Origin of the sequence: Aliivibrio fischeri ATCC 7744 = JCM 18803 = DSM 507 (assembly GCF_023983475.1) — a bacterium.
GTDB classification, from domain to species: domain Bacteria; phylum Pseudomonadota; class Gammaproteobacteria; order Enterobacterales; family Vibrionaceae; genus Aliivibrio; species Aliivibrio fischeri.
The window spans coordinates 766812-780434 of the sequence record NZ_CP092712.1 but is presented as its reverse complement, the minus strand read 5'-3'; the positions used below and the strand labels follow the sequence as shown (position 1 = coordinate 780434).

Genomic DNA, 13623 nt, shown 5'->3' with positions numbered 1-13623 from the left:
TGGTCATTTTTTAACAAACAGCCTTACTTTATATTTATTTTATGTTAAAAAATAAACATTAGCGTTTCATTTTTAACCTTTTCCACCGCCCATACAGTTGGGACTAAGAGGAACTTGCTCTGTATCTAGAGCTTGCCATTCTGTTTCTGTATACGTATGAATGGCTAAAGCATGAATATGGTCTGACAATTCTTCAGCTAAGATGTTATTAATAGTCCGATGACGAGCAATTAAACGTTTACCTTCAAATTCATCGCTCACTACAATCACCTTAAAATGGCTCTCTGAACCTTCAGGTACGTTATGCATGTAGCTTTCATTTAGAACTTTAAGATAAGAAGGCGCTAACGCTTCGCGTAATTTTTGTTCAATTTGATGCTGAATCATATAATTCCTTTCTTTATTTGAATTCTTCTGTTTCCACTTTATACACCATTTGCGACAATAGCTAGAAGCCTTCCCTATTTGAAGATCAAACCATTATGAAAACAGAACTGAGTCTACTTGACCGAAGCCTAAATTTACAACGTTACCCTAAACGTGCTCAAGAACTACTGCAAGCATGGGATGCGGGTGATGAATACATCATTAAATATGTAGAAGAAGAGCTAAATCTAGAAGATGGCAAAAACATTCTTATCTTAAATGATAATTTTGGAGCATTATCATGCTGGTTCTCAGACAAGCATAACGTAACAATGATGACCGATTCATTTGTTTCACAACGTGGTACATTAAAGAACCTACAACGAAACCAATGTAACCGTGTACAGCTCATCACATCAACTGAAGAGATGCCACAAGGTTTCGATTTAGTATTAATGCAAATCCCAAAAAACAATCGAATGTTAACATGGCAGTTGCAGCAACTACGCCAATCTATGAACGCTGATTGTCCTATTATTGCGGTTAATAAAGCTAAAGAAATTCATAATTCAACACTTGAGCTATTTGAAGACTACCTTGGTGAAACCAAAACATCTCTTGCTTGGAAGAAACACCGCTTAGTATTTTCAAACGCAAACGCAACCAATCCAAAAACCATTGCAGAAGCCGTTTGTTGGAGTGTAGATAATGAAGACATCGATCTTCTTAACTACCCTAACGTATATTCGGGAGAAAAATTAGATCAAGGTGCTCGCTTCATGCTTGAGCATATTCCTTCAGATCCTGAATTACGACACATTATAGATCTTGGTTGTGGTAATGGTGTACTCAGTGTAAAAGCTGGTCAACTAAACCCTGAAGCTCGTATTACTTGTGTTGACGAAAGCTTTATGGCTGTTGAATCTGCACGCCGTAATTTAGAAGTAAACTTAGGCAAAGAACGTCAATTCCAATTTATCGCCAATAACTGTTTGGATGGATTTAAAAAACACAGCAGTTATCTTGTACTATGTAACCCTCCATTCCATCAAGGCCAAGCGATTACTGACCATATTGCATGGCAAATGTTCTGTGATGCTAAGCACATCTTATGCAAAGATGGTAAATTATTAGTTATTGGAAACCGTCATCTTGATTATGATGGTAAATTATGTCGCTTATTTGGTGAAGAAAATGTCACCACAGTTGCTAGCAATTCAAAATTCGTTATTTTAGAAGCTGTTAAAGCCGAAAAATCAAAATAAAAAAGGATTACACCATGAAAAAGGTCATCATTGCCCTTTCTGCACTTTTTTTAGCTGCTTGTAGTGCACCATCAGATCCACAATTGGATATTCAACCTAAAGCATCATCAAATGCACATCAAATCGTTGATGGTATTAAGTTAACATTAGATAGCAGCGATTTACGTACAGCACAATACGTAGCTGTCATTGATAATGGTCGTCAAAATGTACAACCAATTCACGCAAAACAAAATCTACGTGTAACTCTAGAAGACGCATTATCTACACAACTTAAAACGCAAGGTTTTGTTATTACCGTAGATAGTGATAACACATTACGCTTAGATATTATTGAAGCTCTAGTAAGTGTGCAGCATTCTCTAATGAGCAATGAAATCAAAACTCAGGTAAAACTTCAAATTACAGCAGAAACACCAAAAGGTAAGTTTGTTAAAACCTATAATGGCGTATCTGAAAAAACAGGCTCTATGAGTGCTGATAATCAAGACATTGAACAAGTTCTTAATGACTTATTAAATGCAGTATTAGATAAAATCGCTGTTGATGAAGAATTACAAACATACATTAAAGGTAACTTTTAATGATTAAAATGATTTCAAAAGCCGCATTAATTATTGCCGCTCTTAGCACGAGTCAAATGGCGCTAGCAGAATCAGTAAAATTTGAAACCACATTAGGTAACTTTACTGTTGAACTAAATTCAGAGAAAGCCCCTATTTCTGTGGCAAACTTCATTCGTTATGTTGAAGATGGCAGTTATGTGGGCACTCAATTTCACCGTGTGATCCCAGGCTTCATGGCTCAAGGTGGTGGTTTTGATAAAAACATGATGAAAAAGCCAAGCTATGGTCCTATCAAAAATGAAGGATATAACGGCTTAGGTAATGACACTGCTACAATTGCAATGGCTCGAACTAATAACCCTGACTCTGCTACTCGTCAATTTTACATTAACCTAAATGACAATGACTTCTTAAACGCAAGTCAGCGTCCACCAGGTTATGCTGTGTTTGGTAAAGTAACACAAGGTTTTGATGTAATTCAAAAAATGGCGACTAAGGAAACCAAAGCACTACCAAATGGTATGCGAGATATTCCAGTTGAACCAATTATCATAACTAAAGCAACATTAATTAAATAATTTAGTTAATATAGCACTACTCTAAAGCAGCTTTCGGGCTGCTTTTTCTATCTATTTCAATAAGAACAAATAACAAGGAGCGTTTCATGTCTCATTCCATGCAATGGAAAACAGCCATAAAAAGCTACATGGATAAACGTTTACTTTGGGTTTTCATGCTAGGTTGTTCTAGTGGCTTTCCTTGGGTACTTATTGGCTCGAACATGTCGGGTTGGTTAAAAGATGCGGGATTAACTCGTGCTGCTATCGGTTACTTTGGTTCAGTATTCGCGGTATATGCAATTAACTTTATGTGGGCACCACTTGTTGACCGTGTAAAGCTCCCTTTTATTGGAAATAAACTAGGCCAACGCCGCAGTTGGATCTTTGTTTGCCAAGCTATTGTTCTGTTTTGTACGTTGCAAATTGCAGGATTAGATCCTTCAAAAAATTTAATGCTAACGTCAATGTTTGCTCTTGCTATTGCGACTGCGTCAGCGACACAAGATGTGGCTATTGATGCATTTCGTATTGATACCTTCCCAAAATCAGAATCCACAAAAATGCCTCAGGCATCAGCAATGGCGGTGATTGGTTGGTGGACTGGCTATTCATTACCTGGTTATCTCGCTTTTATCAATGCCGATAGCATCGGATGGAATGGTGTTTACTATGGCATGGCAGGAATTGTTGGCTTATTAATGGTATTCACTCTATTAGTCGGCGAACCAAAAACCAAACGTGATGAACTACAACACGAAGCCGAAGAACGTCATAATAAATTGGTTGGTTCTAAAGTTGCCGCTTGGTTTACCGTAACAGTGATTGAACCATTTTATGACTTCTTTAATCGAAACGGAGTAAAAACAGCCTGTACTCTACTATTATTCGTTTTCTTATTTAAAATTGGTGAAGCTTTTCTTGGAAGAATGTCGATCACTTTTTATAAAGAAATCGGATTTAGTAACGAACAAATTGGCTATTACTCTAAATTGATCGGCTGGGGAGCAACCGTATTTTTCACCCTACTAGGCAGCTTAATCAATGTTCGTTTTGGTGTTGTAAAAGGTCTAATGATTGGCGGTGTGGCTATGGCTGCAAGTAATTTGATGTTTGCGCTTATCGCTAATGTCGGTCCTAATGAACATTTATTCCTAGCAACGATTATTGTAGATAACTTCACAACGGCGTTTTCAACCGTTGCCTTTGTATCCTTTTTAACCATACTGACTGGCGAAGCATTCTCTGCGACTCAATATGCGTTGCTTGCTTCATTAGGAAACTTAGGCAGAACAACATTAGCTTCTTTCAGTGGTGAATTGGCTGATTACTTAAATAGCTGGCCTTTATTCTTTATATTAACGGCAGTAATGGTTATCCCTAGTCTAATTATGTTGCTTATGCTTAAAGGGCATTTCAAAGCGCTTCTTGATAAGCATCAACGCTCTTAAAGTTCTTATACGTAACAACTGTGCTACCAAAGCCTCCTAATTTAGGAGGCTTTTTTGTTTTTGTTCACATTTTTATGTCAGAGATTTGTCAAGTGAGTGATATTGGTCACTTTATTTTATTAGTCCAATTTATAAACACGATCGAGATCTACATATAACATTGCTATTACATAAATTGCATTTAAAAAAGTGAACTTTCTCTATATTATTTGCGTCATTCGGAAACGATATATATATCGTTCTTCTATTATTATTGTAATACATAACTATAGAGATACCATTATGCGTAAATCCCTTTTAGCTCTATCTGTTCTTGCTACTCTTTCTGCTCCAACTTTCGCTGCTGATTATACTGATGGCGATACTCATAAGAATGATTTCAAATTCATGCAGTTTAACTACATGTATTCAATTGATGAGAAACCAGCTTCAAGCACTGCTGCAGAAAATACACATGACTATTTAGAAATGGAATTTGGCGGTCGCTCTGGCATTTTTGATCTTTATGGTTACGTTGACGTATTCAACCTAGCAAACAAAGACGATACAGATAAATCAACAGCTCCAGATAAAATGTTCATGAAATTCGCACCACGTATGTCTTTAGATGGACTGACTGGTAAAGATTTATCAATGGGCCCAATTCAAGAGCTTTACGTTGCAACTCTATTTAACTGGGGTGGTAATCGCGGTGGAGTTAATAACTCTTTCTGGGGTTTAGGTTCTGATGTTATGGTTCCGTGGCTAGGTAAAGTTGGTCTTAACTTCTACGGTCTTTATGATTTAAACACTAAAGATTGGAACGGTTATCAAGTATCGGCTAACTGGTTCAAACCATTCTACTTCTTCGATAACGGTTCATTCATTTCTTACCAAGGTTACATTGATTACCAATTAGGTATGGATGATAGCCAAGCTGGTACAAAGAGCAATGGCGGCGCTATGTTTAATGGTATCTACTGGCATTCAAACCAGTTTGCTGTTGGTTACGGTCTGAAAGCTTACCAAGATATTTACGGCTTAGAAGATGGTGCAGCTACTGGCTTTGGTGGAGAATGGGAATCATCAGGCGTGAGTCATTACCTAAGTGTTACTTACAAATTCTAATCTAACTTAGAATATCTATTTTACTAAGGCGCTCACTATGAGCGCCTTTGTTTTTTGTAGCAAACCAATTACACTGCTTTCATTATTTCTTCTTAATGGATTCATCTGTGAATATCACTATTCTTGGTCCCGGTGCAGTTGGCTCTTTATGGGCATGCTATCTGCAAAAAGCAGGACACAATGTCTGTTTATGGACAAGAAATTCAATACCTTCTGAGCAATCACTTTCATTATCTGCTAATGAAAACTCATCACACCAATTTAAGATCAATGATAAGCAAGCTTTAATCGATTGTGATTTGCTAGTCATTACGGTTAAAGCTTGGCAAGTCGAAAGTGCCTTACTCCCTTTACTTCCGTTATTATCAAAAGAAACCATATTGCTGTTTATGCATAATGGAATGGGGGCAATTGATAATTTAAAAGAACACATTAACCACCACCCAATTTTGCAAGCAACAACGACTCATGGTGCACTAAAAGAAAATAACACCAACGTAATCCATACAGGTTATGGAAATACCTCTCTAGGGCCATTTAACCCACTAGGTAAACAGTGTCAATTTATTCAAGATGTATTAAACCATAGCTTACCAAGCGTCGATTGGAACCCAGAAATCAATATCGCGTTATGGAAAAAACTCGCCATTAACTGTGCGATTAACCCATTAACAGCGATTCATCAATGTAAGAATGGACAATTAGAACAACCCGACATTCATCAATATGTTGTGAACATTTGCTCTGAAGTGCATGAGATTTTGCAAAAAGAAGGCATTGAATGGCGTTACTCAGAATTACTTTCAAGCGTTAACCAAGTTATAAAAGCAACATCTGCCAATTATTCTTCAATGAATCGTGATTGTTTTTATCAACGCAAAACTGAAATTGATTTCATTACTGGTTATTTATTAAAGCGTGCTAAATTTCACGGTATTTCAGCACCTATTAATCAATCGTTATATAATCAGATTAAACAATTTGAAGAGAACACATTATGACTAAAAAAATTCTCGTATGTATCGCACCCGGTACTGAAGAGTTAGAAGCTATTACGGTAATTGATATTCTAGAGCGTGCAAAATTTGATGTGACCGTTGCAAGTACCGCTTTTGATGGTTCATTAACAATGAAAGCAGCACAAAGAGTGATGTTAACCGCTGATGTAAAGCTTGTTGAAGTTGCTGATGAAGAGTTTGATTGTATTGTTCTTCCTGGTGGATTAAAAGGTTCTGAAAATTTCAGAGACAGCACCCTACTCATTGAGATGTTAAAGCAACAAAAATACGATGAAAAATGGGTAGCTGCAATTTGTGCCGCTCCAGCCATTGTTTTACAGCATCATAATTTATATCCAGATGCATTAATGACTTGCTACCCAAGCTTTATGGAAGCAATTCCAGAGAAAAATCGCCGTATTAAGCGAGTATTTACTGATGTGTTAAATCACTTAATCACAAGCCAAGGTCCAGGTTCATCGCTTGAGTTTGCTATGGAAATAGTAACAACGCTTGCAGGAAAAGAGCTTACAGCTAAATTAGCCGCTGATTTAGTAACACTTCCTAATCTTAATTATCATCAGGTTTAATACCAATCACTTATAGACAAAAAAAGGGCGTTGAATAATCAACGCCCTTTTTAAATGCTGCATATTGACTGATTATGGACGGTAAACTTTTACGTTCTTGTAGCCATTCTCAATTAATAATAATGCTTGAAGACGGCTCATCACACCACGTTCACAGTATAATAAGTACTCTTTAGATTGGTCTAAATCACCAAACTTAGTTGCTAGTTTGAAGAAAGGAATGTGAGTTACCTCAACACCATCAAGCTCTAACGGTTTTTCATCTTCTTCTTCAGCACTACGGATATCAAGAACCACAACATCAGAACCTAGCTCAGATACCATTTCAACTTCTGGAGCTTGCTCTTGGCTTTCTTTTTCAATATCACGAATGTCCATAACACGTGCGTTATAAACCGCTTGCTCAAGAACAGAGAAATCGAATTTCGCTTCTTCTTTTTCTAGTTTTTCTTTTACTGCTTTTACTGTTGGTTTCTTAGAAATTACACCACAGTATTCAGGCATTGTTTTCGCGAAATCTTCAGTACCAATCTCACGAGCCAAATCGATAATATCTTCTTTATCCCAGTTAATTAGAGGACGTAGAATCAGTGAATCCGTTACATTATCAATATGGCGTAAGTTAGTTAGTGTTTGACTAGATACTTGACCTAATGCTTCACCAGTAACTAATCCTTCAATGCCAAATTTCTCAGCAACCATGCCACCTGCACGCATAAACATACGTTTTAAGATAACACCCATTTGGCCATCATCTACTTTCTCTAAGATCTCAGCAACAACTGGATCAAAATCAACAGAGATAAATTTAACTTTTGCTGATGAACCGTATTTTTTCCACAAGAAGTGCGATACTTGTTTCACGCCAATCTCGTGAGCTGGGCCACCTAAATTAAAGAATAAGTAATGTACTTTTGAACCACGTTTAATGTGTAAGTAGCTTGATACACCAGAATCAAAACCACCAGAAATCAAACTTAATACATCTTCTTGAGTTCCAAGAGGGAATCCGCCTAAGCCTTTATGACGAGCAATAATCAGGTTTAATTTGTCATTTGCTACTTCAAATTTAACCGTCACTTCAGGGTTCTTTAGACGAACACTTGCACTTTCTACTGATTGATTTAAACCACCACCAACGTAGCGCTCAAGTTCAATAGATGTAAAGTCATGATTACCACGACGCTTAACACGTACACAGAACGTTTTACCTTCAATAACTTCACGGTTCATTTCAAGACATTGCTCAAAAATATCATGCATGTCTTTAAAGCCTGACTGCTTAACTTCAAGTACATGGTGAATACCTGGAGTTTGCGTTAGTACCGACAATGTTACATCACGGTATTCATCACTCAGTCCTGTCACTTCAATATGATCACGACGGTTGATGACTTCAACACCTTTGGTTTCACGCTGAATAATACTGCGTAGGTTAGATTCAAGAATACGAATAAAGCGCTTACGTACTGAATCACTTTTAACAAAAACTTCTGGGTGTGGCTTAACGATAAACTTCATATATAAACTTCACTGATGTAGGAAAACAATCAAAAGGATAGATAAGGTTGGTTCAGGACCTAATCTAAGGCGCAAGATTATACCGAAAAAAAAGGCGAGTTGCTAATTCAACTCGCCCTTCATTACTATCTTAATTATCACTGAGCTCTTTAACTCAAATTACGGTTGAGCACTAGGTACTTCATCACTCTCATGAGGTTTACCCTGCATGATACTGATTTCAACACGACGATTTCGAGCTCGCCCTTCAGCGGTTTTATTTGAAACTAGAGGTTCTGTTGACGCCATACCACGAACACGTAAGCGGTCACTTTCAAAACCTTTAACTCTTTCCATCTCAAGAGCAACGGATACCGCTCGCTGAGCAGATAAGTCCCAATTAGAACGGTAAAGTTCTGAATCTAAAGGCTGATTATCGGTATGTCCTGATACACGAATGATACCTGGAACATCCTTAACTAACTCTGCAATTTGACGAATAAGTGGACGGAACTTCGGTTGTAAAAAGGCTGATCCTGCAGGAAATGCACCTTTTTCTCGAATACGGATAACGAGTTGTTGACCTAAATTCTCAACTTCAATCGCCCCTTCACTAATCTCACGCTCTAGTGCTTTTTTAATCGTATCTTCTAACTCTTGTTGACTTTGAGTTTGACTTTCAGATTCTGAATTACTTTGAGCGCTCGTTTGTGTAGAGTTAGATGGTGACTCACCACCAGTCTGTTTACCCGCTTCTCGTTTAGTACCACCAGCACGATCCGATTCTCCATCATGAAAATCTAATGTTTTCTGTGGAATATCAATTGTCTGCTGCATGATAACTTCAATTGGCGTTGGCTCAGGTCGTCCCGGACGGAATTCTTGAGCAATAACACTTGTTCCTTTTGGTATATCTTTTACTTCTAAAACGTTTTGCACACCAAAAGCGAACTTCATTGAACCTGCAATCTGCTTAAACTTCAATACATCCATTTCTGAGAACGAAAGTAATAGAACGAAAAAACACATTAATAATGTTGCTAAGTCAGCAAATGTTGCCATCCATAAGGGGGCACCAGGAGGACATTTGCAGTCGTTTTCATCTTCCATTAGTGACTCCCAGTCTTATTCTTCGCCAGTGTCAACAACACGTTTTTTCTCATTTAAATAGTTACGTAAGTAGCTATCAATAACACGAGGGTTTTGACCATCTTGAATCGCTAAAATGCCATCAAGAATTAAACGGCGATTCAATTTTTCTTGTTCTTTACGTAATTCAAGTTTATGAGCAATAGGGAATGCAACCATGTTTGAAATTACCGAACCATATAGTGTTGTTAATAGCGCAACCGCCATTGCAGGACCGATAGATTTAGGATCATCCATGTTTGATAACATACCTACTAGACCAACTAAGGTACCAATCATACCCATTGCAGGTGCTACGTCACCAAAAGCGGTAAATACACCAACACCACGTTCATGACGTTCATTCGTTAATGCGATGTCTTTTTGTAATGTTGCTTTCACAACTTCAGCATCATGACCATCAACCAATAAATCAATGCCTTTTTGCATAAAAGAGTTACTGATTTCTTTTTCTTCTAATGCTAAGAAACCGCCTTTACGAGCTGCATCAGCCATTTCAACAATAGTTACAATAAGATCAACAGGTTCATCTGTTTTAAAAATAAATGCTTTACCTGCAATTTTACCAGCGCCAAAAAATTGGCCTACGGTAAATTTCATTAAAACAACAAAAATTGAACCACCAACTACGATTAAAACCGATGTTGTGTCCATAAAAATGGCTAAACCACCAGCCAGTACCATTGCCATAATAATAAATGCAAAACTACCAACTAAGCCTATTAACGTTGCTAAATCCACAGAGCGCTCCCCTATATGCTGCTTGTGTTTACTTACATAGTGCTAAGCAAAATTTAAGCCATAAAATTATATCGCTTTTTTGCCGCTTATTTCTTATCGACCAAAGCCTTGGATGGTTTAATTTTTTTGTACAAAAAGATTCATCCTATTAAGATATCGATTGAAAAGTAGCCCTTAATCACTAAATTTTACTTTTATACGTGACTTTCTCACCTGTTCAATTGACCCTCACCTCTCTCTGAGTTACCTTTCTTTGATCATTTTAAGAGTGAATCATTATGGCTGTAAAAAAACCTGAAAATTTATCGTTTGAAGCGGCAATAGAAGAACTGAATTCTGTCGTCAATCAATTAGAAAGTGGCGATTTGCCTCTTGAAGATGCATTGAAGAAGTTTGAACGTGGCATTTCTTTAGCACGAGCTGGACAAGAAAAACTGACTCAAGCGGAACAACGAGTAGAAATTCTTCTTCAAGCTGACGATAACGCAGAACTAACACCTTTTGATGGACAAGATGACTGATTCACTAAAACAACAACTTACATTTTTTCAAAATAGAAACATTGAACAATTAAATCAGTGGCTTGAAAAAATCGAAATTCAACAACAACCACTAACTGAAGCAATGAAATATTCATTGCTGTTAGGTGGTAAACGAGCTCGACCATATTTAGTTTATATCACAGCACAAATGCTTGGCATTAAAGCTGAATTTGCCGATAGTGCAGCCGCAGCGATTGAATGTGTCCACTCTTACTCATTGATCCATGATGATTTACCAGCAATGGATAATGATGACCTTCGCCGCGGTCATGCGACTTGCCATATAAAATATGATGAAGCAACAGCGATTCTTGCTGGTGATGCACTTCAAACACTTGCTTTTGAAATATTAGCGAATGGTCAATTAAGTGACGATGCAGAAACATCACGCATCGATATGATCCGCGTATTATCAAAAGCATCTGGTGCCTCAGGTATGTGCATGGGACAGTCGTTAGATTTGCAAGCTGAAGGCAAAAAAGTTGACCTTACCTCTCTTGAGCGCATTCATGCGAATAAAACCGGAGCGCTTATTAAGTGTGCGGTTCAACTCGGTGCTCTTTGCGCTGGAGATAAAGGCAAAGCCATACTTCCACAGTTAGAAGTTTATGCTGATGCCATTGGTCTCGCCTTTCAAGTACAAGATGATATCTTAGATATCATTAGTGATACTGAAACTCTCGGAAAACCACAAGGTTCTGATCTAGAATTAGATAAAAGTACCTACCCTGCTTTACTTGGCCTTGAAGGTGCTAAACATAAAGCAGAACAACTGTATCAAACAGCAATTGAAGCATTAAACGACATCCCTTATAACACGGATGCAATGCAAGCGTTCGCTCAATACGTTATTGAGCGTAAAAACTAAAACAGATAAGCGCTAACTACTATGTCATTAGATATTTCAAAATACCCAATTCTGGCTTTGGCAAATACACCAGATGAATTACGTTCTTTACCAAAAGAGAGCTTACCAGCGTTATGCGATGAGCTACGTACTTACCTTTTAAACTCGGTAAGTAAAACAAGTGGTCACTTAGCATCTGGTCTTGGTGTCGTAGAGTTAACCGTCGCTTTGCATTACGTTTATAACACCCCATTTGATCAGCTTATCTGGGATGTTGGCCATCAAGCTTATCCTCATAAGATACTAACAGGACGCCGAGAGCAACTTTCAACCATCCGACAAAAAGACGGGTTACACCCATTCCCGTGGCGTGGTGAAAGTGAATATGATGTTCTTTCTGTTGGTCACTCATCAACATCTATTAGTGCCGCTTTAGGCCTGGCTATCTGTGCTGAAAAAGAGCAAGAGAATCGCAAAATAGTCAGTGTTATTGGTGATGGTGCCATTACAGCCGGTATGGCATTTGAAGCCTTAAACCACGCTGGTGATATTCACCCTGATATGCTTGTTGTTCTAAATGATAATGAAATGTCAATTTCTGAAAACGTTGGAGCATTAAACAATCAACTAGCGCGCGTATTATCTGGTAGCTTATACACCTCTATTCGTGAAGGCGGTAAAAAAGTGCTTTCTGGTACGCCTACGATTAAAGAACTACTAAAACGCACAGAAGAACATTTAAAAGGCATGGTTGTACCGGGCACCATGTTTGAAGAATTAGGCTTTAATTACATTGGTCCGGTAGATGGTCATGACGTTAATGAACTAGTTAGAACCCTTAAAAATATGCGCAACCTAAAAGGGCCGCAATTTTTACATATCATGACGAAAAAAGGTAAAGGCTATGAGCCTGCTGAGAAAGATCCAATCAGCTACCATGGTGTACCTAAATTTGATCCAAGCAATACTTCATTGCCAAAATCGTCTGGCGGTAAACCAACCTTCTCTGCTGTTTTTGGCGACTTCCTTTGCGATATGGCGAAAGAAGACAGTAAGCTTATGGCCATTACGCCAGCAATGCGAGAAGGCTCAGGTATGGTTCGTTTCTCTAAAGAATACCCTAACCAGTATTTTGATGCTGCCATTGCAGAACAACACGCAGTTACTTTAGCGAGTGGGATGGCAATTGCCGGCTACAACCCAATCGTTGCTATCTATTCAACGTTTTTACAACGTGGTTACGATCAATTAATTCATGATGTTGCTATTATGGATTTACCCGTGATGTTTGCTATTGACCGTGCCGGTTTAGTCGGTGCAGATGGACAAACACACCAAGGCGCCTTTGATATCAGCTTTATGCGCTGTATTCCAAATATGGTTATCATGACACCAAGTGATGAAAACGAATGCCGCCAAATGCTTTACACAGGCCATAAACACACTGGCCCTAGCGCTGTTCGTTACCCACGTGGAAGTGCAACAGGTATCCAAGTAAATAATGAAATGCAAGCACTAGAAATTGGTAAGGGTCGTTTACTCCGTGAAACTAAAGTGACAGAAAAGGGAGAGCGAGTTGCTATCTTAAACTTTGGTACCTTCTTAGCAAATAGCTTAGAAGCAGCAGAAAAGTTAGATGCTACCGTTGCAGATATGCGTTTTGCTAAACCTCTTGATGAAGCACTTATCTGTGAGTTAGTAACCAATCACGACGTTTTAGTGACTATTGAAGAAAATGCGATTTCCGGTGGTGCAGGTTCAGGTGTCATTGAATTTTTAATGAAAAACCGTCTTGTTAAACCAGTTCTTCAACTAGGTTTACCAGATGAATTCATAGCTCAAGGTACGCAAGAAGAAATGCATACGGAACTAAAACTTGATGCAAATGGCATTGAGCAACAAATTAGAGATTACCTTGATCTCTAATTTCATGCCCATCTTAGT

14 protein-coding genes are annotated in these 13623 nt (G+C 38.1%); 10 read left to right on the top strand and 4 right to left on the bottom strand.

Annotated elements, in window-relative coordinates; genetic code table 11:
• Positions 1-72: 72 nt before the first annotated feature.
• A complete protein-coding gene (gene bolA, locus AVFI_RS03700) occupies positions 73-387 on the bottom strand; it encodes a transcriptional regulator BolA (protein ID WP_017018586.1) in 315 nt (104 codons plus the stop codon).
• A 95-nt stretch (positions 388-482) separates the two neighbouring features.
• On the opposite strand from bolA, the gene AVFI_RS03695 reads away from it, so the two are divergent.
• From AVFI_RS03695 to AVFI_RS03665, 7 genes are all read left to right on the top strand, one after another.
• On the top strand, positions 483-1631 hold the full coding sequence (locus AVFI_RS03695; protein ID WP_017018587.1) for a methyltransferase: 1149 nt from the start codon (positions 483-485) through the stop codon (positions 1629-1631).
• Between the two features lie 14 nt (positions 1632-1645).
• The gene (locus AVFI_RS03690) at positions 1646-2215 is read left to right on the top strand and encodes a YajG family lipoprotein (RefSeq protein WP_012534307.1); all 570 of its coding nucleotides are present in this window, start codon (positions 1646-1648) and stop codon (positions 2213-2215) included.
• Entirely contained in the window at positions 2215-2775 is a 561-nt protein-coding gene (locus tag AVFI_RS03685) for a peptidylprolyl isomerase (RefSeq protein ID WP_054775852.1), read from the top strand. The genes AVFI_RS03690 and AVFI_RS03685 overlap by 1 nt, the downstream gene beginning before the upstream one ends.
• 86 nt (positions 2776-2861) lie before the next feature.
• The gene (locus AVFI_RS03680) at positions 2862-4205 is read left to right on the top strand and encodes an AmpG family muropeptide MFS transporter (protein ID WP_005418120.1); all 1344 of its coding nucleotides are present in this window, start codon (positions 2862-2864) and stop codon (positions 4203-4205) included.
• Between the two features lie 282 nt (positions 4206-4487).
• Entirely contained in the window at positions 4488-5312 is an 825-nt protein-coding gene (locus AVFI_RS03675) for a nucleoside-specific channel-forming Tsx family protein (protein ID WP_054775853.1), read from the top strand.
• A gap of 107 nt (positions 5313-5419) precedes the next feature.
• Positions 5420-6313 carry a 2-dehydropantoate 2-reductase gene (gene panE / locus AVFI_RS03670; RefSeq protein WP_188863716.1) on the top strand — a complete coding sequence of 298 codons (894 nt, stop codon included), beginning with the start codon at positions 5420-5422 and terminating at the stop codon, positions 6311-6313.
• Positions 6310-6900: a DJ-1 family glyoxalase III gene (locus AVFI_RS03665; protein ID WP_017018589.1), complete on the top strand. Its 591-nt coding sequence runs from the start codon at positions 6310-6312 to the stop codon at positions 6898-6900. Before panE ends, AVFI_RS03665 begins: the two co-directional genes overlap by 4 nt.
• 72 nt (positions 6901-6972) lie before the next feature.
• Here AVFI_RS03665 and thiI read toward each other — a convergent pair whose 3' ends face one another.
• The 3 genes from thiI to pomA all read right to left on the bottom strand — a co-directional run bounded on the left by thiI (position 6973) and on the right by pomA (position 10290).
• Positions 6973-8421, bottom strand: a complete 1449-nt coding sequence (thiI, locus tag AVFI_RS03660) for a tRNA uracil 4-sulfurtransferase ThiI (protein ID WP_005418113.1) — start codon at positions 8419-8421, stop codon at positions 6973-6975.
• Between the two features lie 159 nt (positions 8422-8580).
• Positions 8581-9510, bottom strand: coding sequence for a flagellar motor protein MotB (locus AVFI_RS03655; protein ID WP_005418111.1), 930 nt, complete (start codon positions 9508-9510; stop codon positions 8581-8583).
• 15 nt (positions 9511-9525) lie between these two features.
• The gene (gene pomA, locus AVFI_RS03650) at positions 9526-10290 is read right to left on the bottom strand and encodes a flagellar motor protein PomA (RefSeq protein ID WP_005418107.1); all 765 of its coding nucleotides are present in this window, start codon (positions 10288-10290) and stop codon (positions 9526-9528) included.
• Positions 10291-10568: 278 nt separating this feature from the next.
• On the opposite strand from pomA, the gene xseB reads away from it, so the two are divergent.
• Genes xseB through dxs form a run of 3 tightly spaced genes read left to right on the top strand, consistent with a single transcriptional unit; the run spans position 10569 to position 13605 of the window.
• Positions 10569-10811 carry an exodeoxyribonuclease VII small subunit gene (gene xseB / locus AVFI_RS03645; RefSeq protein WP_188863715.1) on the top strand — a complete coding sequence of 81 codons (243 nt, stop codon included), beginning with the start codon at positions 10569-10571 and terminating at the stop codon, positions 10809-10811.
• Complete coding sequence (ispA, locus tag AVFI_RS03640) at positions 10804-11700, top strand: (2E,6E)-farnesyl diphosphate synthase (protein ID WP_012533019.1); 897 nt, start codon at positions 10804-10806, stop codon at positions 11698-11700. Before xseB ends, ispA begins: the two co-directional genes overlap by 8 nt.
• Positions 11701-11721: 21 nt before the next feature.
• Entirely contained in the window at positions 11722-13605 is a 1884-nt protein-coding gene (dxs, locus tag AVFI_RS03635) for a 1-deoxy-D-xylulose-5-phosphate synthase (protein ID WP_011261434.1), read from the top strand.
• Positions 13606-13623: the final 18 nt, after the last annotated feature.

Excerpts from the sequence above, each read along its gene's own strand:
- bolA (WP_017018586.1), bottom strand. The coding sequence starts at position 387 with ATGATTCAGCATCAAATTGAACAAAAATTACGCGAAGCGTTAGCGCCT.
- AVFI_RS03695 (WP_017018587.1), top strand. The coding sequence starts at position 483 with ATGAAAACAGAACTGAGTCTACTTGACCGAAGCCTAAATTTACAACGT.
- AVFI_RS03690 (WP_012534307.1), top strand. The coding sequence starts at position 1,646 with ATGAAAAAGGTCATCATTGCCCTTTCTGCACTTTTTTTAGCTGCTTGT.
- AVFI_RS03685 (WP_054775852.1), top strand. The coding sequence starts at position 2,215 with ATGATTAAAATGATTTCAAAAGCCGCATTAATTATTGCCGCTCTTAGC.
- AVFI_RS03680 (WP_005418120.1), top strand. The coding sequence starts at position 2,862 with ATGTCTCATTCCATGCAATGGAAAACAGCCATAAAAAGCTACATGGAT.
- AVFI_RS03675 (WP_054775853.1), top strand. The coding sequence starts at position 4,488 with ATGCGTAAATCCCTTTTAGCTCTATCTGTTCTTGCTACTCTTTCTGCT.
- AVFI_RS03665 (WP_017018589.1), top strand. The coding sequence starts at position 6,310 with ATGACTAAAAAAATTCTCGTATGTATCGCACCCGGTACTGAAGAGTTA.
- thiI (WP_005418113.1), bottom strand. The coding sequence starts at position 8,421 with ATGAAGTTTATCGTTAAGCCACACCCAGAAGTTTTTGTTAAAAGTGAT.
- AVFI_RS03655 (WP_005418111.1), bottom strand. The coding sequence starts at position 9,510 with ATGGAAGATGAAAACGACTGCAAATGTCCTCCTGGTGCCCCCTTATGG.
- xseB (WP_188863715.1), top strand. The coding sequence starts at position 10,569 with ATGGCTGTAAAAAAACCTGAAAATTTATCGTTTGAAGCGGCAATAGAA.
- ispA (WP_012533019.1), top strand. The coding sequence starts at position 10,804 with ATGACTGATTCACTAAAACAACAACTTACATTTTTTCAAAATAGAAAC.
- dxs (WP_011261434.1), top strand. The coding sequence starts at position 11,722 with ATGTCATTAGATATTTCAAAATACCCAATTCTGGCTTTGGCAAATACA.